The organism is Rhodothermus profundi (assembly GCF_900142415.1).
In the GTDB taxonomy this organism is placed as follows: domain Bacteria; phylum Bacteroidota; class Rhodothermia; order Rhodothermales; family Rhodothermaceae; genus Rhodothermus; species Rhodothermus profundi.
This window is the reverse complement of record NZ_FRAU01000003.1, coordinates 14,781-41,029: the sequence shown is the minus strand read 5'-3', so window position 1 is coordinate 41,029 and position 26,249 is coordinate 14,781. Positions and strand designations below refer to the sequence as shown.

Genomic DNA, 26,249 nt, shown 5'->3' with positions numbered 1-26,249 from the left:
CTTTACAATATAAGGCGGGGTGATGTGAAAAACCGTTCAAAGTGACCCTATTAGAAAAGCGGGCCGGTTCGGCAAGAGAACCGGCCCGCTGGCACTACCTGTTTGGTTAAAGGCCTACCTGTTTACTGACGCGCCGGCATGGCCAGGGGCTTTTCAAATGCCGGAATCCATTCCAGCGCTAACGCTTCAACCTTCGCCCGGAAAGGCGGCAGCTCCTCTGCATAGAAGCGGTTAATCTGATCCAGAATTTCCTGCATCCGCTTTTCGGCAATCTCCAGATATTTCAACTGCGCCGGAGTGGGGGCATCCCAGGACGACTGCAACGAGCGGTACACATATCCCAGTTGTGCCGCAAGCACCCGGGGATCCCGCAACAATCCCTGCACCTCTTTTTGCACGATCTGATAGCGCAACGAGTCCAGCCGCTGCTGAAGTCGACGCGCCTCTTGCCGGACTTCCCGGGCCAGCGTGTCCTTCCGTTCCCGAATCTTTTCCAGTAGGTGTTGCAACGCCTGCCGGGTCTTGCGTAGCCGTTTCATGGCTTCGGCCGCTGTCTCAATGTTGCGCTCTACGCGCATCAGCGCAGCAAACTTTGCCCGGCGCTCTGCTTCCGTGACCGGCAGTCGCGGATCTGGCAACACCTGCACTTCTGCGGAGTCAGCCCGACCTTCCAGCTTCAGCCGCACCTTATAAGTGCCCGGCAGCACCGTAACCCCGGGCCGCTCCCTGTCTGGCCGACGACGGGGGGCCTCCAGGGAAGGGAACTCCGGACCTTTCCGACGCAGATCCCACACGACCCGGTTGATGCCGGGCTTTGCCGGTCCCTGAAGCTTCCGGATCACCGTGCCCTCGGCATCAACAATTTCTACCGTAACCCGCACGCTGTCTGGATCGCCTTTCGGAAGCACCTGATAGGTGATCAACGCGCCCAGCGGACGGTTTTCCCCGCGGAAAATTCCATGAGCCGGGAAGCGCGACCCGTCTGCATATTTCAGGGTAACTGCGATGCCATCCCGAACGGTCAGGATGCGCAGCGAATCTTCCAGTACCTGGTTACCTTCCCGCGCCAATAGCCGCAGGGCCCGAATGTCATCAATCACGTAGGCGCTGCGCCCGTGCGTTCCTACAATCAGGTCATGCTCTCGGGGATGCACGCGAATGTCACGCACCGGAACGGTTGGGATGCCTTCATGCCACTTGGTCCAATGGTCCCCCCCATCGGTGCTGATATACAATCCGAATTCGGTGCCCAGGTAAAGCAGCCGGGGCTCCACTGGATCCTGGCGAATGACGTGGCAATACCCCTGAATACCTTCGGTAGAAAGCGCTGTCCAGGTGCGTCCGTAGTCGGTTGTCTTGAAAATGTAGGGCGTCCAGTCGCCGCGGCGGTGGTTATCGAACACCACATATGCCTCTGCCGCATTGAACGGCGAGGGTTCGATATGGGGCACCCAGGTAAATTCGGGCACCCCTTTAATGCGTCGGGAAAGGTTGACCCAGGTTTTTCCTCCGTCTCGCGTGAGATGGACCTGCCCATCGTCTGTCCCCACCCAGATCACGCCGCGTTCGACCGGACTGGGCGCAATGACCGTGATGGTGGTAAAGTTTTCGGCACCGGTTACGTCGTAGGTCAATCCTCCGCTTTTGAGCTGCTGCTGCCACTCGGGGTTGTTGGTAGTCAGGTCCGGGCTGATAATTTCCCAGGTTTCTCCGCGATCTGTGCTTCTGTGAACGAACTGGCTGCCCAGGTAAATGGTCTCTGGATCAAACGGATCTACGGCAAAGCCGGCATTCCAGTTGAAGCGCAACTCCACGGTATCAGCAGGCGGAGCAGGCCGGATGTCTTTGCGTTCGCCGGTAACCAGATCGTACCGCATCAGAAATCCCCGTTGCGACATGCTGTAGCCGTAACGCGGGTTGCTCCGGTCCCAGGTCGTGTGAAACCCATCGCCAAACCCTACTTCCTGAAAGAGGTGGTTGCGAATGCCTCCGCGCTGCCACACGTAGGCAGGGCCGCGCCAGGAGCCGTTGTCTTGCATGCCGCCGTAAATGTTGTACGGCATGTCCATGTCGAAATCAATATGGTAATACTGGCCAAGCGGCAGGTTTTCAACAAAACGCCAGGTGCGCCCGCGATCTCGAGAGATGTACACACCGCCGTCGTTGCCATCGATCAGGTACCGGGGATCATCCGGATGCACGATGAGCGCGTGATGGTCAGGATGCACGAGACTGGCCGGAGCCAGGGGGCGAAACGTCTTGCCGCCGTCTTCGCTCACGCGGAGGTCGTACTGGCCGTAGTAAAGCCGGTTTTCATTGGTCGGATCAACCTGAAGCAACGAGAAATAGAAGGGGCGATAGTGTAAGTTGAGCTCATCGTTCACTTTGCGCCAGGTGTGTCCGCCATCGTCCGAGCGGTACAGTCCGCTCCGCTTGGCTTCAATCAGGGCGTACACCACATCTGGATTTGAGGGGGCCAGCGCCAGCCCCATCCGGCCCAGTTCTCCCTCAGGCAGTCCTTCTTTTGCTGTGATGCGCTTCCAGGTCTGGCCGCCATCATAGGTGATGTAGAGCCCGGAACCCGGCCCGCCTGACTTGAAGAACCAGGGCCAGCGTCGGTATTCCCAGAGACTGACGATCAACTTGTCTGGATTGCGGGGATCCATCAGAATCTTGTCGGCGCCAGTGCGCTCATTGTCGCCCAGAATCTTTGTCCACGTCTTGCCCCCGTCCGTAGTTTTGTAGAGTCCGCGCTGTCCTCCATCGCGCCAGGCCGGTCCCAGGGCGGCTACGTAGACGACATCGGAGTTGCGCGGATCAATGACAATGGTCTGAATGCGCTCGCTCTCTTCCAGTCCAAGATGCATCCAGGTTCGCCCTCGATCTACGCTTTTGTAGACGCCGTTACCCACCGAGGCACTGTTGCGCGGCGTCCCTTCACCGGTGCCCACCCAGATCACATCCGGATTGTTGGGGTCGATAGCAATAGCGCCGATGGAAGGGACGGGCTGTTTGTCAAAAAGTGGCGTCCATGTCACCCCCCCATCTTCGCTGCGCCAGAGTCCACCACTGGCAGCGCCCACGTAGATCACGTCCGGATTGCCCGGCTCCACGGCCAGCGCAACCACGCGGCCACTCATCCCGGCCGGACCAATCTGCCGGGCTGTTAAGCCATGAACCCGCGCGGTGTCAATCTGGGCCCAGGCAAGGGGAACGATGAGCCATCCAAGAAGCACGGCGGTTAGTTTGCGCATGGCTGCAGCGGGTTGGTTGGCTAAAGGAAGGCAGGAAGCGCTGCCAATTTACCAAAATCCATCGAAAAAGGAAGGGCTTCCGTTACTTGTAAGATGGCTGGGGTCATGTGCGAAAGGCTACTCGAGAGAAGCGTGCCTGGTAGGCCACCTGCAAGCGCTGCCAGCGGGAGAGATGAACAGGGCCGCGCCAGACGTCGTAGTTGCGCCGCTCAATAGTGCGCAGCACTTCCAGAGCCAGCATCCACTCATGCCGAAGTGCCCGAGCGTAACGCCGCGGCAGCTCGTGTACCAGGGCGCGTCCGCGCGCCAGCGCTTCTCGCGCACGCACCACCTGTTTCCAGAGCAACCGCCGAACAGCTGGATTGTCCGCTCCGCGCTGCAACAGCTCCACCGATACGCCAGCCCGCTCTAGATCATCCAGCGGAATGAACAGGCGATCGGCGGCCAGATCGCGCGGCAGCCGCGTCAGCCGATCTGTCAGAAAAAATCCGGCTGCCAGCGCATCAATCTGGGGATCATGGAAACGCGTGCCCACCCCGGCCAGCCGCGCCAGCAATCGTCCATGTGCACCAGCAAAGTCGTGTAGAAAAGTCTCCAGTACGGCAGCTTCCGAGAAACGCGCTGGTCCCCTCCATACCCACGCCCAGCGCACCTGCGCAGCCAGCAGCGCAACAGGAAGCTGGTGTTGCTCCGCTGTCTTCCAGGCGGCCTGCCATATCTCTTCCGGAACGATCCGAACCGCTTTTCCTTCCTGCATTCGCCGCGCCTCAATCTCCAGAAACGCCTGGAGCTCTTCGACCGTCCCGACCGGCATGTTCGGTCTGCGAAGCGCCAGATGCCAGTGCCAGAGGGCTTGGGCGGCCGGACGCAACGCACCAGGCCAGGGTTTATCGTAGAACGGACGGATCAGCGCCATGGCTCAGTCGCCCGGTTTACGCCAGGGTGGATCCTGTTTTTCCAGAAACGCACGAATGCCCGCCTTGCAGTCGGCCGTCCCGCGCGCCAGTGCATTGACCCGCGTGGCATAAGCCAGCGCAGCATCCAGGCTTAAGCCAGGCAGGTCTGCCAGCAACCGGCGCGTCATTGCCACCGCCGACGGACTGGTTTCCGTGGCCAGCTCCCGGGCAAGGGCCTGTACGGTAGCGTCCAGCGCTTCGCCCGGCACTACCTGGTGGATAAGTCCCAGCCGAACGGCTTCCTCGGCTTCTATGAGTCGTCCGCGCAGGAGCAGATCGCGAGCAACCGTCTCCCCTACCCGGCGCAGCACAAACGTCGCTACAATAGCCGGCACAAAGCCTATGCGCACCTCGGTAAAGCCAAGTTTGCTACCGGCTGCTGCTATGGCAAAGTCGCAGGCGACGGCCAGTCCGCATCCACCAGCAATAGCATGGCCGTTCAATCGGGCAATCACCGGCTTCGGATAGTACGCCAGTTGCCGAAATAGCGCAGCCAGCCGCTCTGAGTCGGCCAGATTCTCTTCGGTCGTTGCCGTCTGCAGTCGAGCCAGCTCCGCCAGATCCGCTCCGGCTGAGAAAACTTTGCCCGCCCCCGTCAATACCACTACGCGCACCTCCGCGTGATCGGCCACAGCCGTCAGCTTCTGGCGCAACGCTGTAACCAGGGCTCCGCTTAACGCATTGCGTTTCTCGGGACGGTTCAGCGTCAGCGTGGCCACTGGCCCTTCAATCTGCACGTGTACCAACTCCATGAGTTAATCTCCATATGCCTGAACCCATTGCTCTATGATACTCCACCGATTTTTATGATGCAATAACGGCCCCTTTAGAAGTGTCCCCTTCTGCCCTCATCGAATTCCTCTGCCTACCTGAAACGCCAGTGCTACCTGCGCCCTCAGATCTGATGAGATCAACTTGCTATACGTCCAGACACCAAAGGTCGATAAGCTCACAACCTGATACCGCTTCAAGCATCTCACCACCTCATGAATCCCATGGCCATCTCAACTGACGGCACAGCAGAAACGATACAGGGGCCAGGCGATCCGCCAGGTTTCCAAGATCCAGTGGACCATTTCGGGTCCCTGGTGCAACACTTCTGCCCGTGACAGCGCCCGCCCTGCCCAGATCCCTTCAGCTCCCTTTAATAGCTTCGATAAACAGCGGAAGTCCTCCTGCACGCGCACCCATCGCACCTCTCCCTTTCTTGGATAGATCTTGAATTGCAATAACGGAATAATCGACCGCCAGACCTCCTCGCCTGCCTCCGGCAAACGCGCCCGCACCGCCCGCCACACGGCGCGCGCTGGCTCTCCAGCATAAACCCCTACTCGTATCCCATCGGCATGCAAGCTCACAATGAGCTGCACATCAGCCAGCCGCCGACGTCCTCTCCGGTAAAATGCCATCCAGTAGTGGGCATAACAACCGCCTGCCCCGAAATCGTTTTTCAGAAAGCGACTGAACACGTTGCGCTCTGTTTCCAGCGCCAGTGCACTGGGCAGCACCCAGTTCGCCACCAGATCGTCACGCAGCCTTTTAAAGGGCTCCTGCACGTACCGCCGAAGCAGCGGCTTTTCCCGGCGGTACTGTTCAATGTGCGGATGCGCTTTCAATCGAGCAAGCGCTGCAAACGCTTCCGGCCTGAAGCCTTCAAATGTCAGCACCAGAGGTTCGGCCTGCACCAGCGCTTCTGGTGCCACATTGGCTGGATCATGCCCCGGCAGCCACATCAGACAGAAGATATGCTTTCAGGGCTTCCAGTTCGGCATTGACATGCACCACCGACACGTCCTGCTTCCAGAGCCGAGCCAGGGTCTCCGGCGCCTCTGGCTTGAACCCCAGCGCCTGCTGCATGACCTCAGGGAACTTGGCGGGATGCGCCGTAGCCAGCACCACAAGCGGCGTCCGATCCCCTGTTGCCGCTCGGTAGCGGCGGGCGGCTTCCAGTCCTACGGCCGTGTGGGGGTCGGGCAGATAGCCGGTCGTTTCATAGATGTGTCGAATAGTAGCCAGCGTCGCCTCGTCGGAGACGCTGGTGCCCCAGATGCGCGCCGGCATCGACGTTCCCAGCAGCGCCTGCAATCGCTCAAAATTGCTCGGTGCGCCGACGTCCATCGCATTCGAGAGCGTGCGGCGCGAGGGACCAAAAGCCGCCTGCTCGCCTGCCAGAAAGCGAGGGAAGAAGTCATTTGCGTTGTGTGCGGCAATAAAGCGTCGGACCGGCAATCCGCTCAGCGCAGCCAGCACGCCTCCCGTCAGATTGCCCAGATTGCCACTGGGCACGCAAAAGACCACCTCCTCAAAGTTTCCTGTCGCCACGGCCCAGATATAGTAAAGCATCTGCGGCAACAACCGCCCAATGTTAATAGAATTGGCCGACGAAAGCCGCACGCGCGCAAAGTCGGGATCAGCAAACGCGGCTTTGACCAGCCGCTGGCAGTCGTCAAATGTGCCGCGCACTGCAAAGGCCTGCACCCCGGGCCGCCGCACAATCAGTTGCCGTTCCTGGACCGGACTCACCTGGCCGTAGGGATATAGCAGGCCTACCCGCACCCGCTCCACGCCGGCAAAGCCATCGGCCACCGCGCTCCCGGTATCGCCCGACGTGGCCACCAGCACAAGCAGTTGTTCGTCTCGCTGGCGCAGTAGCTCGCGGGCCAGACGCGCCATCGTACGGGCACCCACGTCCTTAAACGAAAGCGTTGGTCCATGGAAAAGCTCCAATACGTACAGATCATCGCCCAGGGGCACCAGTGGTACGGGAAAGGACAGGGCTTCGGCCGTTACCCGTGCTACTGTCTCCTCAGAGAAGACCCCTTGCAACCAGCGTGCGAGCACGTCGGCAGCCATCTCCGAAAACGACCGCTTCTGCTGCCAGACGGTAGGCGGCAACTGGGGAATGCGTTCGGGGATATAGAGTCCGCCGTCGGGCGCCAGTCCTTGCAACAATGCTGCGTCGAACGTCAGCGCGGGGGCCTCTCCACGGGTGCTGACAAAATGAACAACTTCTGCGGTTGCCATGGCTTTAGAGCTGACGCACTCCCTCTAGATCAACAGCGGTAACGTACCCCTTCACTGCTACTCCACTCTCCTGGCAGGCTTCGCACATGGCTGCCAGCACCTGTTGGGCATGCGTTGCGTCACGGGCCAGCGCAAACATGGCCGGTCCTGATCCTGTCAGCGCACACCCAAACGCGCCGATAGCGAGGGCTGCCTGCCGGACTGCTTCGTAGCAGGGCACCAGGGCAGCCCGCACGGGCTCTACCAGGCGGTCCGCCATCATCCAGCGCCCCACGGTCTCCCAGTCGCCTGCTCGAAAGGCATCGATCAGGAAGGCCAGGGCTGACGCGTTGTGCACGGCGTCTCGCAGAGACACCCGTCGGGGCAGCATGTCACGCGCTGAACGCGTCAGAATCTCCACGCGGGGCAGTATCAGGGCAATGGCAGGTGGAGCGGGCAGCGGAATGCGCCGGTAGCATGTGGGATCACTGGCCGACACAAGCACGAGGCCGCCAAACAGGGCAGGCAGCACGTTGTCGCCATGGCGGCTGCCTGAGGCAACCGCTTCTCCTTCAAGCACGGCCTCGACCAGCGCCTCCTTGGGCAACGGCTGATCCAGCAGTAAGTTGGCAGCCCAGGCACCGGCCACGGCGCTGGCGGCTGATCCCCCGAGTCCCGAACCTGATGGCAACCCTTTGTGCAGGCGCAAGGCCAGTCCGTATGAGGCGCCTGCCTGGCGCAGCACGGCGGCTGCGGCCACCGCTGCTGTATTCGTAGCCGGATCGGAGGGGATGGTGGATCCCGGCGGGCCATTGGTTTCCACCAGCCTCACACCCGGCGTTTCGATGCGCCAGGCTTCGACCCGGTCGCCCAGATGCTGAATGCAAAGGCCCAGCGCGTCGAAACCAGGCCCAAGATTCGACAGGGAACCCGGGCCCCAGACCCGCACACGCTTGCCCTGACAATCAGAATCCACAGAAATTGACGACGCTACTGCTTCCATACCGGAGTCAAGATAGCGCGATTGGCTTAGCGGAGCAAGGGCAGATCTCCCTCGCCTTTTGTAGGCAGGGTAGTATACCCTCTCAGGTACTGATCAACGCCCCGGGCGGCCTCTCGTCCCTCTGAGATGGCCCAGACCACCAGGGAGGCGCCGCGATGGACATCGCCCGCTACGAACACGCCTGGGACGTTGGTCTGAAAATGCGCGTCCGCTTTGACGCGTCCTCGCTCGTCCAGTGCCACCCCCAGGGCCTCCAGCAAGGGACTCCGCTCAGGGCCTTCATACCCGATAGCAATGAGCACCAGGTCAGCTGGCCATTCGCGGCGCGAATTGGGCACTTCCCGGCGCGTGCGCCGTCCGTCCGGGCCTGGTGGTCCAGGCTCGACGTCCACGGTAATGACGCGCTCGACGTGGCCATGGCGCCCTTCAAAGGCAACGGTCTGCACGCTCCATACGCGTTCGCATCCCTCTTCGTGGGAGGAGGTTACCTGCAGCAGGTGCGGATGAAAGGGCCAGGGCATTTCAGGCGTTCGCTCCTTGGGAGGGGCTGGCCAGATGTGAAAGTTTGTGATCGAACGAGCTCCCTGGCGGTTGGCTACACCGATACAGTCGCTGGCCGTGTCGCCTCCCCCAATGACAATTACATTTTTGCCGGCCGCGTCAATGATGGGGATTCCGGCTGCTTCAAGGTCATCGTGGGCCACCCGTTTGGTTGCCTGCCACAGGTATTCCCATGCGAAGTGAATGCCGGCCAGCTCGCGTCCGGGCACCCTGACATCACGCGGTTGCGTAGCCCCTGTGCAGATGACAATCGCATCAAAATCGCGTCGGAGTTGATCGACGGGATAGTCCAGGCCTACATGTACACCGGTGCGGAAAGTAATGCCTTCCGCTTCCAGGATGGCGACCCGCCGGTCGATTACCCACTTTTCCATTTTGAAGTCAGGCACTCCGTAGCGTAGCAGGCCGCCGATGCGATCATCCCGTTCAAAGACGGTAACCCAGTGGCCGGCCCGGTTAAGCTGGTCCGCGCAGGCCAACCCGGCCGGTCCTGATCCAATGACGGCCACTCGCTTGCCGGTGCGCTGCGCTGGGGGTTCGGGCTTCACCCATCCTTCCCGAAAAGCCCGTTCGATAATGGCCCATTCGATTTGCTCAATCGTAACCGGTGGTTCGATCAGCCCCAGCACACAGGCCGATTCGCAGGGTGCCGGGCATACGCGTCCTGTAAATTCTGGGAAGTTATTTGTAGCACGCAGCCGCTCATAGGCCTCCCGCCAGCGATTGCGGTACACCAGGTCGTTGAACTCGGGGATTACGTTGCCCAGCGGACAGCCGGCGTGGCAGAACGGAATGCCACAATCCATGCAGCGGGCGGCCTGCCGTTGCACGCGCTCGTCCGGCAGTAGCCGGTAAACTTCGCGGAAGTCCCGAACCCGCTCTTCGACCGGTCGTTTTTCAGGGTTTTCGCGGGGAATTTCAATAAAACCTCGCAGGGATCCCATATGCTGTTTGGCTTAACGACAGGGTATTGTTCAGGCAGCCAGATGTTGTTGCACAGCCGCGGCTTCCTGCTCTCGGGCCAGACGTTCGAGTGCTTTCCGGTAGTCAATGGGAAAGACTTTGACAAACCGGCCCAGAATATCCGGCCAATCCTCCAGCACCCAGCGGGCTATTGGACTGCCTGTGTAAGCGTAATGGCGCTCTATCATTTCGCGTAACTCTGCGATATCTGCCTCTTCGACTACCGGCATGAGCTCAACCATCTCCAGGTTGCAGTGGCGTTCGGCAAACAGACCATCCACGTCCAGCACATAGGCAATGCCCCCACTCATGCCGGCGGCAAAGTTGCGGCCGGTAGGTCCGAGCACGACCACGCGTCCGCCCGTCATGTATTCGCAGCCGTGGTCGCCCACGCCTTCCACAACGGCACGGGCTCCACTGTTGCGCACGGCAAAGCGTTCGCCAGCACGTCCCCGGATATACGCTTCCCCGGAGGTGGCGCCGTAGAGGGCTACGTTGCCGATGATGATGTTGGTCTCGGCCGGATAGGCAGCATTTTCTGGCGGGTGAATAATGAGTTTGCCGCCGGAGAGCCCTTTTCCGAAGTAATCGTTGGCTTCCCCGATGACGCGCAGCGTCACCCCGGGTGCCAGAAAGGCCCCCAAGCTCTGGCCAGCCGATCCTTCACAATCCAGCCAGATCGTATCTTCGGGCAGTCCGCTTTCCCCGTAGCGCGTAGCGACTTCGTAGCTGATGCGTGCCCCGACAGTTCGGTCCGTGTTGCGAATAGCCACGTGCAGTCGAACCGGCTCCTGGCGTTCCAGTGCTGGCTTAAGACGCGGCAGGAGACGCTCGTCGAGCGTGGATGTGTTGCGGGACGCAGGTAGCTTTTGCGTGAAGGGCCGCAGTATTTCGGGCGTTTCGACTTTTTGAACAAGCGGCCGCAGGTCCAGGTAGCGAGCCTTCCAGTGGTTGGTCGATCGAATGCGCAGCCGATCCACCCGGCCGACCATTTCCTCGACGGTCCGGAAGCCAAGCTGCGCCATAATCCGACGCAGCTCCTCGGCTACGAAGTAGAAATAGTTGATAACGTGCTCCGGTTGTCCGGTAAATTTCTTGCGCAGCACAGGATCCTGCGTGGCAATACCAACTGGACAGGTATTCAGGTGGCACTTGCGCATGCGAATGCATCCCATAGCCACCAGCGGCGCGGTGGCAAAACCAAACTCCTGCGCCCCCAGCAACGCCGCAATCGCCACGTCGCGCCCTGTCTGGAGTTGTCCGTCCACCTCCACGATGACGCGTTCGCGCAATCCGTTGGCTACCAGTGCCTGGTGCGTCTCACTCAGGCCCAGCTCCCAGGGCAGTCCTGCGTGCAGGATGGAGGTGATTGGCGAGGCTCCGGTGCCTCCGTCGTGTCCGCTGATCAGGATTACATCAGCTCCCCCTTTGGCGACCCCGGCCGCTATCGTGCCCACCCCTGCTTCGGCCACCAGCTTCACACTGATGCGAGCGGTGGGATTGGCCTGCTTGAGGTCGTAAATGAGCTGCGCCAGATCTTCAATGGAATAAATGTCGTGATGGGGAGGGGGTGAGATCAGCCCTACCCATGGGGTAGAGTGGCGCACGCGAGCGATCCAGGGATAAACCTTTTCGCCTGGCAGTTGGCCTCCTTCGCCTGGCTTGGCACCCTGGGCCATCTTAATCTGAATCTCATCGGCGCTTGCCAGATAGCCAATGGTAACCCCAAAGCGCCCGGAGGCAACCTGCTTGATCGCGCTGCGACGCGGATGATCGGGAGCATACCGCTCCGGGTCTTCCCCGCCCTCGCCCGTATTACTCTTGCCCCCGATCCGGTTCATTGCTTCTGCCAGCACCTCGTGGGCCTCTTTGCTGATCGAGCCAAAGGACATCGCCCCGGTCTTGAAGCGACGCACAATGGACGTCCAGGGCTCAACCTCTTCCAGTGGAATCGGCCGCGCTGCCGGGATGAAGTCCAGTAACCCCCGCAGCTTACACAACTGGCGACTTTCGTCATTGACCAACCGCGCAAAGGCTTCGTAGTCCTCTGGATCCCGCTTCTGAACAGCGTGCTGGAGCTTGGCTACCGTCAGCGGATGATACCGGTGGTGCTCCCCGCCGCGCCGCCACTGGTACAGGCCGCCCCGATCCAGTTCATCTGCAGGTACCTGGACCACCGGAGTGGCTGGATAGGCCTGCTCGTAGCGGCGGCGCACCTCTTCAGCCAGCACGTCGAAGCCCACCCCTCCCAGACGAGACACGGTACCTGCAAAGCAGCGGTCGACCACCTCGGCGCTTAGCCCTACAATCTCGAAAATCTGGGCGCCTCGATAGCTTTGAAACACCGAGATGCCCATTTTGGACATCACCTTGAGCAGCCCCTTGCAGAGCGCTTTGATGTAGTGCTGCTGGGCTTCGCGCACGTGCAACCCGGTAATTTCTCCCATGCGCACCAGATCGGCCACGGTCTCCAGCGCCAGGTAGGGGCAGACAGCGTCCGCTCCGTAGCCGACCAGGACGCACAGGTGATGGACCTGGCGGGGCTCACCGCTATCGACCACCAGGCTACAGCGCGCCCGCAGCCCGGTGCGAATCAGGTGGTGGTGCACCGCCCCTACCGCCAGCGCAGCAGGAATGGGCGCCTGTCCTGAGCCTGCTTCCCGGTCAGAAAGCACCAGAATGGTACCTCCTTGCTGAACGGCTTCAACCGCTTGCTGGCACAGGGCCTCCAGCGCAGCCACCAGTCCTTTCCCTCCTGCTGCAATGTCGAACGTTGCGCGGAGCGTAATAGCCCGCAAGTTTTCCTCATCTAGGGCCCGGATGCGGGCCAGTTGCTCTGGCGTCAATACGGGATGGTCCAGACGAAGCCGGTGGGCCTGCTCGGGGGTTTCGTCCAGCAAGTTAGCTTCCCCTCCCAGATAGGTATGCAGCGAAGTGACTAGCACTTCGCGAATTGCATCAATGGGCGGGTTGGTTACCTGCGCAAAGAGTTGCTTGAAGTAGTCATAAATCAGCCGTGGGAAGTCTGAGAGAACGGCCAGGGGCGTGTCATCGCCCATGGAGCCTACCGGATCCTCTTTTTTCTGGGCCATAGGCGCCAGGATGAGCCGTAGCTCTTCCAGCGAGTAGCCAAACAGACGTTGCTGCTGGCGCAGCGTCTCCGGATTAGACGCGCGGGGCAGCACCTGAGCTGCGGGCAGGTGCGCTTCTGTCCGGAGATGCGTCTGCAGCCAGAGGCGGTACGGCCGGCGCCGGCTCAACGAGGCCTTGATTTCTTCGTCGCGTACAACCCGTCCTTCATCTAGGTCCACCAGAAACATGCGTCCGGGTTGCAGCCGCCCTTTTTCGACCACCCGTTCTGGCTCCAGGTCGAGCACGCCTACTTCAGAAGCCAGCACGACGAGCCCGTCGCGCGTGATGGTGTAGCGCGCCGGCCGCAGGCCGTTGCGGTCGAGCACAGCTCCTATGTAGCGTCCATCGGTAAAGCAGACGGCGGCGGGGCCGTCCCAGGGCTCCATCAGACATGCATGGTATTCGTAGAAAGCGCGCCGCGCATCGTCCATGTAGTCGTCGTGCGCCCAGGCCTCGGGGATAGTCATCAGCAGCGCGTGCGGCAGCGAGCGCCCGGCCCGGTACAGCAATTCGATCATGGCGTCCAGCATCTGCGAATCACTGCCGGTCTCATCCAGCAGCGGCAGCACTCGGGCCAGATCATCTCCCAGCAGCTCTGAGCGCAGGAGGGCTTCTCGCGCGCGCAACGCGTTGATGTTACCGCGGAGCGTGTTGATTTCGCCGTTATGCGCCAGCAGATGGAAGGGCTGCGCCAGCGGCCAGCGGGGCCATGTATTCGTGCTAAAACGAGAATGCACCAGAGCCAGCCGGCTCGCAAAGCGTGGATCGGTCAGATCCGGATAGTACTGGCTTAATTGCTCGGGCGTCAGCATGCCCTTGTAGACCAGCGTGCGAGCCGACAGGCTGACCACGTAAAAATCCGAATGGGAGATGACGTGTCGGGCCCGGCGCTTGATAACAAACAGTTTCCTTTCGAAAGCTTCTCCATCAAGCCCGGAAGCTGCTTGCACAAACACCTGCCAGATGGCAGGCTCTGCGGCTGCCGCCGACACGCCCAGCACCTCGGAATGGGTAGGCACGCGACGCCAACCCAGCACCTGCTGTCCTTCCGCCTGCACCAACCGTTCAAAGGCATCCCGGCAGGCCTGCTGTGGCTCTGGATCGCTGGGCAGAAACAGCATACCCACGGCGTAGGCACCGGGCTCGGGTAGCTGAATGCCGGCTGCCTGCGCCACTTCCCGCAAAAACCGATCAGGCAACTGAACCAGGATGCCCGCTCCGTCTCCTGTGCGCTCGTCGCAGCCGCAGGCGCCGCGATGGCTTAAGCGCACCAGGATCTGCAGGCCTTCCTGTACGATCCGGTGGGAAGGAGCCTCTGTCAACGTGCAGATAAACCCGACGCCACAGGCGTCATGTGTCTGTCTGTCGATCAGCGACTGCTGTTCGAAACGCTGGTTCTGCAGGCGCATCGCAACCCGGGGTTGTGGCGCCCCGGTCTGCGCTGCTATCGTAGGATGGTATCAAAAGAGGAGGAAAGGCAGCCGGGGTCGCCAGGTTGGAGGATTCAGGCAGTAATCGTTGCTACGCGGCCCGTAGGGGCCGTGATAAGGAGCTCCGGCACCCTCCAAGGTCGTACAGCACGAAACCGCCTGGCGCACGCCCGACACACACCACCCTGCTTCCCGTTGTCTTCGGGAACCCACCACCTGTCAGACCGACGAGAAGCAAGGTGATTCATACGCCCTCCTGTCAATTGGAAGCGTGCTGATTGCGTTCTGTTGATGAGCAATAACGCATTTAGAGTCCCTCCCGTCAAGCATCAAATCCATTAAAAACAAGGAGGTCGGTAGCGCTTCCATTAAAACTTAATGGAATGGAAGCCCTTTTTGTTTTCATTTATTAGGGATAACAATCACTATTCTTTAATTTTATTGACAACTATACACAGTTCTTCTTTTTTGTTTATACATTATTCACACTTTTTGTTACTCTTTTAACCATCCAAACAGCAAAACTCCCTGCTCCCGCAAGCACTTTGAACCTTTGAAGCCACTCCTGGAAATTGCCGCACAGATGGACAAGCCGTAACGGTATAAAGAGAAGCCGCCCACAAACAGAAAAAGCCCTACCCTGCTCCCGGGTAGGGCCTCGTCGGGACGGTGGGATTTGAACCCACGACCCCTAGCACCCCATGCTAGTGCGCTACCGGGCTGCGCTACGTCCCGACCTGAAACTCTTACAAACTACCACAACCTTTTCCCGTCAGGCAAGGGCTGCAAATGCCTCAATCGGTCCCCGAGTTCCCTTTTGCCGGCTCTTCACAGGAATCCTGCCCTTCTAGATAACGCAGCAAATCGACTAAAAACGCCCGCAGTGCCAGTAGTTGGGCCCGCATTGCCGCCTGCTCCGGCCGTCTCCGACGCGCCAGCACGCGCCGCGCACCTTCAATCGTATAACGCTCCACGTGCAGCAGATACTGAATCTCACGGACCAGCGCCAGATCCTCTTCCGAGTAGCGCCGGCGACCCGCGGCATCCTTTCGAGGCCGCAGCATTTCAAACTCGGTCTCCCAGTATCGCAGCACGTGGGGTGCCAACCCCGTCTGCCGGGCTACCTCCCCAATGCTGTATCCCTTCACTGAATCCTGCATGGTTCCTGCACGCATCTGCTTTTGCAAATTTAACGGGAAGCTATCAAAACTAAAAGGCGCTTTCCGGATATTTGGGACTTTCCAGGAACGCCGGAATTCGCCAAGCGACTATGTCGCACCATCCCCGCCTCAAGTATGAGCTGGCCCTGCTGTTTGACGTACTGGTCTGGGGCGTCAACTTTCCAATCCTCAAAGTAGCCCTGGCTACCATGCACCCGTTTGTGGTCAATCTTTTTCGGTTCATCTTTTCATTGCTCGTGCTGGGTGCCCTGCATGCGTGGACGCACTGGCGCAACCGCACCCCTTTCTTTGAACCGCTTCGGACCCACGGCCGCGCCATTCTCCTGCTCGGCCTGCTGGGCTATGTGGTCTACCAGTTGGCCTTCATCGTGGGGGTTGATCTAACCACCTCGGGCAGCGCAGCCCTCATCATGGCCAGCGCACCGCTCTGGACGGCTATGCTCAGCCAGATCCGCGGTTACGACCGCCTCAATCGGCTGGGATGGTTCGGTCTGCTGCTTTCGCTGCTAGGCACTGCCCTCGTCGTGATCTATGGGCCCGGCAGCCTGAATTTTTCAGGCGAAACCCTGCTGGGCAACCTGCTGATGACCGGGGCAGCCGTGGCCTGGGGCGCCTACACAGCGCTCAGCCAGCCTTTTGTGCATCGCATGGATCCAGCCAGCCTGACCTTTTTCGGGCTGCTACTGGCCTACCCGATTCTGGCGCTCCTGGGACTATCTTACCTGGACACCGTCACGTGGACCGAAGTAGACGCTATCATCTGGGCCGCCTTAATCTTTTCAGGTGCGCTTTCAACGGGCCTGACCCTTGCCTTCTGGAACTACGCCATCCGACATGTAGGCCCCTCCCATACGGCTGCCTTCGGAAATCTGGTTCCCGTCGTCGCCCTGATCACCGGCTATTTGATGCTCGGGGAACCCATCACCCTGGTGCAACTGCTGGGAGGCGCTGGCATTATCGGTGGCCTGTTTCTGATGCGTCGGGCCCGCCGACTGCCGCTCCCTTCTTGAGGGACGTAGCTCACACGCCAATGACTTCAAAACGTGATCCTTCAACCGGATCTTTCTCCACTTCAATGCGCACCGGAAACATCTGCTTCAGCTCGTTCAGGTGCGTGATCACGAGAATCTTATCAAAATCGGATTGCACGGCCTGAATGGCCTCAACCAGATGCTGCAATCCCTGAGGATCTTGCGTCCCAAAGCCTTCGTCGATAACCAGCGTACGCACGCGCACCCCGCTTCGATCGGCCAGCAACTGCGCCAGTGCCAGCCGCAACGCAAAATCAACACGAAAGGCTTCGCCCCCCGAGAACGTTTCGTAAGGCCGAGCCGCTCCGTTTTCATCCGTAATGATAATGTCCAGGGTTTCTTTTGTCCCCCCCGATTTTTTGGTCCGTTGCGTGCGCAGATAGACGCGCATGCGCCCGTCGGTCAACCGCTCCAACAATTCATTAGCGCGCGCTTCCAATTCCGGAAGCGTCTGCTCAATGATCAGGGAGGGGATTCCATGCCTGCCAAACGCCTGCTGCAGATGCCGGTGCAGCCGCTCGCGATGCCGCGTGGCTTCTAGCTCCTGCTGCAACTGCTTGTGCTGCGCGCGTAGCGTTTGCAGATGCTCCAGGCGAGCCTGGCTTTCTCCAAGCTGTTGCTGCACCGCACGCAATGCTGCCTCTACCGTCTCAAGCCGCTGCTGCGCTTCCTCACAGGCCGCCTGGATGCTGGACCAGGCTTTCAGCTCCTGCCGGAGTTGCTGCAGATGCGTTTGCAACCGCTCCATCGCCTCCACTTCCTGATGGATGCGGCGCTGCAGCACCTCCCGTTCCTGCCGCCCTTTCTCCAGGTGCTCCTGTGCATGCAGCAACCGGTGCAACTGCGCACCGACGTCCCCCAGCGCCTCCAGCTCCTGTTGGACCCGCTGCAGTCGTTCTGGATCAAATCCTACCTGTTGAAGCTTTTCCTGAAGGGCTCGGCTGCGCTGCAAGAGCGCCAGGATTGTCGGTCCCTGCGCCAGTTCCTGCCGATATTGTTGTTCCTGCTTGGCCAGACGACGCAGCTCGTTTTCCAGGCTCTCCTGCTGTCCCTGCAACGTCTCAAGCTCCTGCAACTGCTTGCGTAGAGAAACGGCCTCGGCTACCTGCTGGCGCAATGCTTCAAAGGTCTGCTCGTCGAATGGAAGAGCTTCGAGCTGCTGGTGCAAGGCGCTCAGCCGCTGCCGATGCGCTTGCCCGAAAGTCCGCTGTTCAAGTTGTGCTCGAAGCGTGGTGATCTGGCGGGTTAGCGCCTCCAGGCGGGCATTGCGTCGCTGCAGCTCCTCCAACCGGGCCTTTGTCTGAGCCAGTTGCTCAGGGGCGGTTTCCCACTGCTTAATCTCTTCGCGTCGCTGCTTATACTGCTGGCGGAGCGCTTCCAGTTGCTGTTGTCGTTCAGCCAGTTGCCGGCGGCCTTCGGCCAGCGCATGGGCCAGGGCCTCAAGCTGTTCCTGATAGTGATGCGCCACCTCTTCCTGATGCGCTGGATCCAGCGTGCTGCCGCACACCGGACATACGTTCGCTTCCGCCTGCAGAAACGTTTCGTATCGTCTTTTGAGCTCTGCCTGTTGGCGTTCCAGCTCCTGCAAACGCGCCTGCAACCCTTCAATTTCCTGGCGCTGCTGCGTGCCCGCCTCTTTCAGGCGTTCCAGTTCGTCACGGAGCGCGCGATAGCGCGCAGCCGCCTGTTCCAGCTCCTGGCAGGTTGCCTCTAGCGCAGCCAGCCTTTCTGGTACCTCGGCTTCCTGCTCTTGCTGCCGCTCCAGAGAAGCCAGTTGGCCTTCCAGTTGCTTCTGCTCAGCCAGCAACGCCTCCGAAACGCTGCGGATTTCTTCCTCAAGGGCTTTGCGTTGCTGCCGCACCTGTTCAAGACGTGCCATTTCGCGCTGAGCCTGCTCGGCCGCCTGCAGCCGTTTTTCCAGCGCAGGGCGTTCCTGCAACCGTGCCTTCAATTCCTGAAGCCGTCGCTGCACGTGCTCCTGCTCCTTGCGCGCCAGCTCCAGCTTCTTCTCCAGCGTTGCCCGATGGCGTTCCAGCTCATGCTTTACCTGATCCAATTGCTTCTGGATGCCCCAGTACTGATCGCGCTTCTCTTCAAGTTGCCGGCGTTCTGCTTGCAGCACCTGAAAACGCTGATGCGCCCGTTCAATTTCTTCACGTCGCGCCAGGAGTTGCTCCAGGTCCTGAAGCTCTGCTTCCAGCCGTGCCAGCCGCTCCCGTTCCTCCTGCAGGCGAGCGGCCTGCTGCCGCTCCTGTTCCTGGAGTTCTTCCAGGCGCCGGCGGCTTTCTTCCAGGCGCACCCGTTGCGCGTGCAGCGCCTGCAGCTGCTGCTGTCGGGCCTCTCGGTCCGCTTCCAGCTTACGTTGCTGCTCCAGCAGTTGCTCGTGGGTTGCCTTCAGGGAGGGCTCTTCTTGCAGGGATGCCTGGATCTGATCCAGCTGCTGCTCGATCTGTTCAGCGCGGGCCCGGGCTGCACGCATTTCTTCTCGTGCCAGTTCGGCCAGCCGCTCGTAACGCTCCAGGTTCAGAATACGAGCCAGAATCTCTTTGCGCTCGCCAGGCTTTTTGCGAGTAAACTCATCCGCGCGTCCCTGCAAGAGAAACGAAGCATTGATGAAGGTCTGATAGTCAATCCCTAACAGTTGATTTAGCCGTTGCTGCGTTTCGGTTACCGAAGCTCCTGTGAGTGGCCGATAGGTTCCGGTCTCCGGCTCGTATACCTGAAGCTCTAACTCCGACTTGCTGGTTTTTCCAGAGGTTGACCGGGTATAGCGCCGCAGCACCCGGTATCGTTGCCCCTCCAGATCGAACGTAAACTCGACTTCCATCTGCCTGGCCCCTACGCGCAACAGGTGCTCGTCGGGCTTGCGACTATCGCTCGTCTTGCGGGCTTCTCCCCAGAGCGCCCAGGTAATCGCGTCCAGCAAGGCCGATTTGCCCTGCCCATTGTTGCCCGACAGGCAGGCCACCCGAAACGGCTGAAAATCCAGCACGGGCGCCTCTTCTCCGTAGCTCATAAAGTTCTTGAGCCGCAGCGCAACCGGTACCATAGCAACTCCTCCCTTCGATGAATCTGGCTAAAAAATAACGCGCGCTTCTGTCAGATACGCCCGTGCCGCTACGGTTTTATGGGGGCTTTGAATGGATCGACTGGTTCCTGATGACCGGCCGGATGCGCCGTTTCATGATGTTCTGGCTCCAGGTGAGCCGTCACATAGACCCGTCGTCCGGGAAAACTTGCCTGGAGGGCTGCTTCCACGCGATGCGCCCGGGCATGCGCTTCGTCGAGCGAGCACGTGCCGGGCATCATCAGGTGGTATTCTACCCAGAGCTGGTCTCCGATGCGGCGATGGCGAAGCTGGTGATAGTTGGAAATCAGGCCCTGTTGCACCGCCTGGTCGAGCACCGCCAGCAGACGACGCGTGTCTTCTTCATCTACGCGCTCCATCAGTCCGGCAATAGCCTGGCGCAGAAGCTGGAAAGCCGTGCGTAGAATGTTAAGCGCCACCACCATCGCAATGAGTGGATCCAGCCAGACCATGTCGGTCCAGGCGACCAGCGCCACGCCTGCTACCACCCCCAGGCTGGTCCACATATCCGTAAGCACGTGGCGTCCGTTGGCCTCCAACACGAGACTGTGATGGCGCCGTCCCACCCGGATCAGATAAAGCCCCAGAATCAGATTAATCAGACTGAACAGGGCAGTCAGGAGCACGCCCAGCCCCAACCGACGCAGCGCTGGCCCGTGCAGCAGGTCCTGCACCGCTGTGTAGAGAATACCGACGGCAGCCAACAAAATCATGGCGCCTTCAAACCCCGCCGAAAAGTAGGCAATCTTGCCATGGCCGTACGGATGATCGGCGTCAGGCGGTTGCAAGGCATACCACAGGCTAAAAGCGACAAAGGCTGTGGCCAGAATATGCACCAGCGACTCTGCCGCATCCGAAAAAATTGCAGCGCTCCCTGTGAGGAGATAGGCCGTAAACTTTCCAATGAGCATCAGCACCGACACCGCCAGGCTCGTTGCCATCGCCCGGTGGCGCGGATCGTGCAAATCAGGCCACGGCATGGGAATCTGGAAGGTCCTCTAAGCAAGCGCCTACAGAACGCCTGCGCGGCTGCTTCGTGCCCGCTCAGCATCCCCGAAACAGGTTTCCAGATTCACTTCCCGGTCTGGCAGGGGAGCACGCTGCAAGTGCTTTGTGCGCTGCGCCAGGCATGCCTCGAAATGGTGCACCTTCCTGCACGTACCGCTCAATGCACTGCCTTTCAAGATTCGCAGTTCCGTATTGGACCGGGCCGGGTGCTAGCCTCTCTATCAGCGGAGCCCGGGGGTGTACCAGTTGGCATGTTCGCGAAGCCCCGTAGCTCCAGTTGCTAGACCGCAAAAACGCCCTTTGGTCTGGCATGCGCCACGGACCAGCGAACCACCGTTAACGGCGCAAGTTGGCCTATCCAGACCGCTCAGGGAACCCTGACTGGTTTCAGGCGAAGGTATGGACGCCATGCAGGCCGCGCTTCAGGAAAAGCTGGCGCATCTGCCTACCCGTCCGGGCGTCTACATCCACCGAGACGCCGCGGGCCAGGTACTCTATGTAGGAAAGGCGAAGAATCTTCGGCAGCGCGTTCGCTCGTACTTTCAGGAAAGTCGTCCCCGAGATGGTCGGCTTGAAGCGCTTGTTCGCAAGATAGCCGATGTCGAAGTGATCGTTACCGATACGGAAGCCGAAGCGCTCATCCTGGAGAACAACCTGATCAAAAAGCTGAAGCCCCGCTACAACATCAACCTGCGCGATGACAAGACGTACCCCTACATCTGCATTGCCAACGAACGGTTTCCCCGTGTTTTTCCCACGCGACGCGTCCGCAAGGACGGCTCGAAATATTTTGGCCCGTACACCGACGTCGGACAGATGCACCGGCTGCTGCGACTGATCCGCTCACTGTTCAAGCTGCGCACCTGTAACCTGAACCTCTCCCCCGAAGCCATTGCAGCCGGCAAATATCAGCCCTGCCTGGAGTATCACATTCAGAAATGCGCTGCTCCCTGCATTGGCCTCCAATCTGAGGCAAACTACAACGCGACGATTCGCCAGATCGAGCAGTTGCTGAACGGCAAAACGCAGGCGCTCATTGCTCAGCTTCGGGAAGAGATGAAAGCCCGGGCGGCCGCACTGGACTTTGAGCGGGCTGCCGAGCTGCGCGACCAGATCCGGCTCCTCGAACAGCATACCGAACGCCAGAAAATTGTCAGCCAGGACTTTGCCGACCGCGACGTGTTTGCGCTGGCCATCGACCGCACCGAAGGCGTAGCCTGTGGTGTTGTGTTTCAGGTGCGCGAAGGCAAAGTAATTGGCCGCCGCCATCGCTACCTGCGCCGCATCGAAGGACAGAGCGACCGTGCGCTCCTGCAGGCTTTCGTTGAAAACTACTATGCCGAAGCGGTCTTCTTTCCGGACGAGGTGCTCCTTTCGCACGAACTGGACGAACCGGACGCCCTGGAAGCGCTACTTCGCGAGCGACGGGGCAAAAAAGTTCCCCTTCGCGTTCCCAGACGTGGCGACAAGGCAGGGCTGGTCCACCTGGCAGAAGCCAATGCGCGGCTGTTGCTTGAAGAATGGCGGCTGGCTCAGAAAAAACGGGGTGAAGCGCGCATTCCAGAGGCGGTGCGTGCCCTGCAGGAAGTTCTGCATCTGCCACGCCTGCCGCGTCGCATCGAATGCTTCGACGTTTCGCACCTGGGCGGCACCGGTACCGTAGCTTCCTGCGTGGTCTTCGAGGACGGTCGCCCCAGCAAGCGCGACTACCGGACGTTTAAAATCCGCAGCGTCGCGCCCGGCAAGCCCGACGACTACCAGGCCATGCGCGAGGCCGTTCATCGGCGCTATCGGCGGCTCCGCGACGAAGGCGGCCCCTGGCCTGATCTGGTCGTGATCGATGGCGGCAAAGGGCAGCTTTCCAGCGCGCTGGAAGCTCTTGAGGCCCTGGAGCTACGTGGTCGGTTTCCAGTGATTGGCCTGGCCAAACGGCTGGAAGAAATTTATCGTCCAGGCGATCCGGATCCCTATCAGCTCCCCAAGACCAGTCCGGCGCTTCAATTGTTGCAGCGTATCCGCAACGAAGCCCACCGGTTTGCGGTCGCCCTGCAGCGCCGCCAGCGCCGGCGCGCGCTGCGCTCTGAGTTGCTCGACATTCCCGGTATCGGTCCACGTACCGTCGAAAAGCTGCTCAAGCATTTCGGTTCGGCGCAACGCGTCCGCGAAGCCGACCTGGAAGCGCTGGCGGCCGTCATTGGACGCGTCCGTGCCCAGCGCATCCGTCATCACTTCGATACCACCACCTGAGCACTGGCAATTTCGCTCGCCCCGTCCTATGTTTGCGGCAAACATCTGCCTGCACATAGCCTACAGGTGCCATGCTGAACTATATCTGGGCTGGCCTGATCATCTTCAGTCTGGTGTTTGCCGTGGTGTCGGACGTGCGGGACCTGACGCGCGACACGTATCGTAACGGCGACCCGCTGCCCGTTATCCTTTTCTTTCCAGAAGGTTATCAGTCAGAGGCTCGGCGTCAACCCGTTCAGGTTCGCATCGATCCGGCGACCTACCGGGCCTTCTATCGCACCGAAAAGGCCCCGGATGCATCCTATACCGGCGAACTGGTGCAGTTTCGCACTGGCCGCGAGCTGCGCTTTGCGCGGGACGTAGACGTGCCCGAACCGCTGGCCACCATTCGCCGCATTACTTCTCCCCGGGAAAACGACCTGCGGGGCACGCTGCAGACGCTGACGTTCGTCTCCGACTCGCTGGCCACGGCTGCGGTGCTGTTTGCGCCCGTTCGGTTTGTGCGCCTGCAGGCCATCACCGACGCGGCCTTTGAGTTTGCCCGGACGGCTGTTACGCTGGCCCTGGGACTCATTGGCCTGCTGGCCCTATGGCTCGGCCTGCTGCGCATTGCCGAAGTAGCCGGTCTGGTCCGACATCTGGCCCGATGGACTCGCCCGCTCCTGCGTCCGCTTTTCCCAGACGTACCGCGCGATCACCCCGCCTTCGCCCTGATCACGCTCAATCTGACAGCCAACATGCTGGGACTGGGCAATGCAGCCACGCCTCTGGGCATTAAAGCCATGGAAGAGCTGCAAAAACTCAATCCTCGCCCTGACACCGCCACGAACGCCATGGTTATGCTCCTGGCGATGAATACCGCCAGCGTGCAGCTCGTGCCTCCCGTCCTGCTTATGGCCATTATGGGCGCTGCGATCAATGAACTGATCCTCCCCATCATTCTGGTTACGCTGGCCTCGCTTATCGTGGCGATCGTAGCGGCCAAACTGCTGGGCCGGCTGCCTGCCTACCGCCGCACCGATCCCCTGCACACCGAGGCGAACAATCAGCACGACCAACCGGAAACCAACGCCTGAATCCAATGGAGACCTTCCGCACCCTGATCGAGACGCTGTCGCTGCTGGTGCTACCGTTGCTGATTGTCGGCTTCCCACTTTATGGCCTGCTCCGACGTGTGCCGGTTTACGAGGCCTTTGTCGAAGGCGCCCGCGAAGGGTTTGATGTGGCCGTGCGCATCATTCCCTACCTGGTAGCGATCCTGTTTGCCATTGGCATGTTTCGGGCTTCGGGCGCCATGGACTTCATGATCGAGCTACTTCGTCCCGTGCTGAGTCCCCTGCGCATTCCACCCGAAGTGCTGCCCATGGCCATCCTTCGTCCGCTGACCGGCTCTGGCTCGGCCGCGGTAGTGCTTGATCTGATTCGCCAGTACGGGGAAGATTCGATCATTGTCAAGATTGCTGCCGTGATGTTTGGCTCGACCGAGACCACGTTTTACGTACTGGTCGTGTACTTCGGCGCCGTGGGGATTTCACGGACGCGCCACGCCGTCCCGGCTGGACTCATTGCCGACGTTACCGCCATGCTTATGGCCATTTATCTGGTACAATGGCTGTTTGCCGGATAAATGCCGCTGGCTGCTACCGGCTCGTAGCCTCCAGCCTGCCCCAACCCCTGGCAGGGCCACCGGCCCCTGTCCAACACGCTCTGGCCGCCTTTCCAGTAGGGCGAACCACGCCGCTGGTTCTACCCTTTGGGCGCCTTTTATTCGTCGGGGGCAGCCCGCATAGCCCTCTGGGCGGCGCAGCAGGGCTGGTTCGAAATGACACATCGGCGGTTGCGGGAAGCGCAGCGGCTGGATCTCGAACGCCTGCGCGATGATCGGCCGGTGGGGAAGCAAGAGACAATGGCGCGGTGTCTGTAGGAATGGAAGATGTCGATCGATGCGTTGCTGAGGCGCAACCGGGCGCTGGTGCGTCGGGTGGGGATAACGGGCACACTTAGGTTGTCTCTGGCGGTTCGGCGCGCTGGTATGTGCACCAGACACGCTACGCTTCTCTTACGTCTCGTTAGCGTCGCAGCCCGACCTGCACATCCATGACGTTTGTATGCGTAGGCCCTGTGAAGAGGAGCTGCTCGAGCGCTTCGAAAAAGGCGTACGCATTATTGTCCTCCAGGTAGGCCTGGGGATCCAGGCCGCACGAGCGGGCACGGGACGCTGTGTCTGGTGTTGTCCAGGCGCCTGCTGCATCGGTAGGGCCGTCTCGTCCGTCGGTGCCTCCGCTGAGCAGCACGGCCGACGCCTCCCAGCCTTCCATAGCCAGGGCAGCGGCCAGTGCTAGCTCCTGATTGCGTCCGCCCCTGCCCCGGCCCCGCACAGTGACGGTTGTCTCCCCACCCCAGAGCAAGCATACAGGTCGATTTTCGCGCACGTCCCGGAGCGCTGCTACCAGCTGCGGTGCCACCTCACGGGCTTCGCCGGTCAGGCGGTCGGTGACAATCCGTACCGAGTAGCCGCGCTGTCGCGCCTCGTCGGCAGCTGCCTCCAGCGCCCGGCGGTTGGTACCGATCAGACGGGTTACGACCCGGGCAAAGCGTGGATCGGCCGGCTTGGGCGTCTCCAGGGATGGATCCGTAACACCAGCTTCCAGACGCGTGCGCACCGATGCCGGCACCCGATGCCAGAGCCCGAAACGGCGCAGCACGGCAATGGCTTCGGCAAACGTGGTGGGATCCGGCACGGTCGGTCCACTGGCAATGACCGACAGATCATCGCCGACCACGTCCGAAATCACCAGGGCCAGCACGTCGGCCGGTGCAGCAGCCTGCGCCAGCCGTCCGCCTCCGATGCGGGACAGGTGCTTCCGCACCGTGTTCATCTGGTAGATATCCGCTCCGCTTTCAAGCAGCAGCCGGAACGTATGCTGCGCGTCGGCAAGCGTCACGGGCGGTTCAAAATCCGTGCAGAGTGCCGAGCCACCGCCCGAGATAAGCACCAGCAAGAGATCGTCTTCGGTGCAGCCTGCGGCCAGTTCCAGAATGCGCCGGGCTGCCTGCACGCTGTGCTTGTCGGGTACGGGGTGCCCGGCTTCCATTACCGGAATGCGCTGTGGAGCGGGACCATGCGGGAGCGGCGCCTGCGCATAGCCGTGTGGAACCACCACGAGGCCTTCGCCGATGCGTTCGGTTAGTTGTTGTTCGACCATACCGGCCATCGCCATTGCGGCTTTGCCCATCCCGACCACCACGATGCGTCGGTAGCGGTCCAGCCTCTGCGGCGTCCAGGTCGTCCACGGCGTCTGCGTCAGCAGCACGTCGGCCTGCGCGCCCCGCACGGCCGCTCGAAAAATGGCCTGCGCATCGGCCACGCCGTCCTGATAGGGCATGGTTCG

At 60.7% G+C, this 26,249-nt stretch carries 17 protein-coding genes and 1 tRNA gene; 5 read left to right on the top strand and 13 right to left on the bottom strand.

The annotated features are described in order from the left end of the window. Positions 1 to 122: 122 nt before the first annotated feature. The 10 genes from BUA15_RS13955 to BUA15_RS05245 form a co-directional block, all read right to left on the bottom strand. Positions 123 to 3,254, bottom strand: coding sequence for a VPS10 domain-containing protein (locus BUA15_RS13955; RefSeq protein ID WP_072714944.1), 3,132 nt, complete (start codon positions 3,252 to 3,254; stop codon positions 123 to 125). A gap of 103 nt (positions 3,255 to 3,357) precedes the next feature. Then, complete coding sequence (locus BUA15_RS05285; RefSeq protein ID WP_072714943.1) at positions 3,358 to 4,170, bottom strand: phytoene/squalene synthase family protein; 813 nt, start codon at positions 4,168 to 4,170, stop codon at positions 3,358 to 3,360. A gap of 3 nt (positions 4,171 to 4,173) precedes the next feature. After that, positions 4,174 to 4,962 carry an enoyl-CoA hydratase/isomerase family protein gene (locus BUA15_RS05280; RefSeq protein WP_072714942.1) on the bottom strand — a complete coding sequence of 263 codons (789 nt, stop codon included), beginning with the start codon at positions 4,960 to 4,962 and terminating at the stop codon, positions 4,174 to 4,176. A 252-nt stretch (positions 4,963 to 5,214) separates the two neighbouring features. Beyond that, on the bottom strand, positions 5,215 to 5,943 hold the full coding sequence (locus BUA15_RS05275; RefSeq protein ID WP_072714941.1) for a hypothetical protein: 729 nt from the start codon (positions 5,941 to 5,943) through the stop codon (positions 5,215 to 5,217). After that, entirely contained in the window at positions 5,924 to 7,234 is a 1,311-nt protein-coding gene (thrC, locus tag BUA15_RS05270) for a threonine synthase (RefSeq protein WP_072714940.1), read from the bottom strand. The genes BUA15_RS05275 and thrC overlap by 20 nt, the downstream gene beginning before the upstream one ends. A gap of 4 nt (positions 7,235 to 7,238) precedes the next feature. Continuing rightward, complete coding sequence (locus BUA15_RS05265; protein ID WP_245771929.1) at positions 7,239 to 8,162, bottom strand: homoserine kinase; 924 nt, start codon at positions 8,160 to 8,162, stop codon at positions 7,239 to 7,241. Positions 8,163 to 8,242: 80 nt separating this feature from the next. Continuing rightward, positions 8,243 to 9,721, bottom strand: a complete 1,479-nt coding sequence (locus BUA15_RS05260; protein ID WP_072714938.1) for a glutamate synthase subunit beta — start codon at positions 9,719 to 9,721, stop codon at positions 8,243 to 8,245. 30 nt (positions 9,722 to 9,751) lie between these two features. Beyond that, positions 9,752 to 14,281 (bottom strand): glutamate synthase large subunit, encoded by a 4,530-nt coding sequence (gene gltB / locus BUA15_RS05255; RefSeq protein ID WP_072714937.1) that lies wholly within the window; start codon positions 14,279 to 14,281, stop codon positions 9,752 to 9,754. Positions 14,282 to 14,963: 682 nt separating this feature from the next. Further along, positions 14,964 to 15,037: transfer RNA gene (locus BUA15_RS05250), tRNA-Pro, on the bottom strand. Between the two features lie 59 nt (positions 15,038 to 15,096). Further along, positions 15,097 to 15,462 carry a MerR family transcriptional regulator gene (locus BUA15_RS05245; protein WP_072715168.1) on the bottom strand — a complete coding sequence of 122 codons (366 nt, stop codon included), beginning with the start codon at positions 15,460 to 15,462 and terminating at the stop codon, positions 15,097 to 15,099. A 110-nt stretch (positions 15,463 to 15,572) separates the two neighbouring features. Here BUA15_RS05245 and BUA15_RS05240 point away from each other — a divergent pair, with 110 nt between their 5' ends. Beyond that, entirely contained in the window at positions 15,573 to 16,493 is a 921-nt protein-coding gene (locus tag BUA15_RS05240; protein WP_072714936.1) for a DMT family transporter, read from the top strand. 10 nt (positions 16,494 to 16,503) lie between these two features. Here BUA15_RS05240 and BUA15_RS05235 read toward each other — a convergent pair whose 3' ends face one another. Together BUA15_RS05235 and BUA15_RS05230 are read right to left on the bottom strand one after the other, a co-directional pair. Beyond that, complete coding sequence (locus BUA15_RS05235; protein WP_072714935.1) at positions 16,504 to 19,563, bottom strand: AAA family ATPase; 3,060 nt, start codon at positions 19,561 to 19,563, stop codon at positions 16,504 to 16,506. Positions 19,564 to 19,631: 68 nt separating this feature from the next. Next, complete coding sequence (locus tag BUA15_RS05230; RefSeq protein ID WP_245771928.1) at positions 19,632 to 20,582, bottom strand: cation diffusion facilitator family transporter; 951 nt, start codon at positions 20,580 to 20,582, stop codon at positions 19,632 to 19,634. A 436-nt stretch (positions 20,583 to 21,018) separates the two neighbouring features. On the opposite strand from BUA15_RS05230, the gene uvrC reads away from it, so the two are divergent. The 4 genes from uvrC to BUA15_RS13705 all read left to right on the top strand — a co-directional run bounded on the left by uvrC (position 21,019) and on the right by BUA15_RS13705 (position 24,781). Beyond that, entirely contained in the window at positions 21,019 to 22,857 is a 1,839-nt protein-coding gene (uvrC, locus tag BUA15_RS05225) for an excinuclease ABC subunit UvrC (protein ID WP_072715166.1), read from the top strand. A 71-nt stretch (positions 22,858 to 22,928) separates the two neighbouring features. After that, entirely contained in the window at positions 22,929 to 23,933 is a 1,005-nt protein-coding gene (locus tag BUA15_RS05220) for a nucleoside recognition domain-containing protein (RefSeq protein ID WP_072714934.1), read from the top strand. A gap of 5 nt (positions 23,934 to 23,938) precedes the next feature. Further along, a complete protein-coding gene (locus BUA15_RS05215) occupies positions 23,939 to 24,484 on the top strand; it encodes a spore maturation protein (RefSeq protein WP_072714933.1) in 546 nt (181 codons plus the stop codon). A 126-nt stretch (positions 24,485 to 24,610) separates the two neighbouring features. After that, positions 24,611 to 24,781, top strand: a complete 171-nt coding sequence (locus BUA15_RS13705) for a hypothetical protein (protein WP_178139384.1) — start codon at positions 24,611 to 24,613, stop codon at positions 24,779 to 24,781. A gap of 145 nt (positions 24,782 to 24,926) precedes the next feature. Here BUA15_RS13705 and BUA15_RS05210 read toward each other — a convergent pair whose 3' ends face one another. After that, positions 24,927 to 26,243: a glycerate kinase type-2 family protein gene (locus tag BUA15_RS05210; RefSeq protein ID WP_072715165.1), complete on the bottom strand. Its 1,317-nt coding sequence runs from the start codon at positions 26,241 to 26,243 to the stop codon at positions 24,927 to 24,929. Between the last annotated feature and the right edge of the window lie 6 nt (positions 26,244 to 26,249).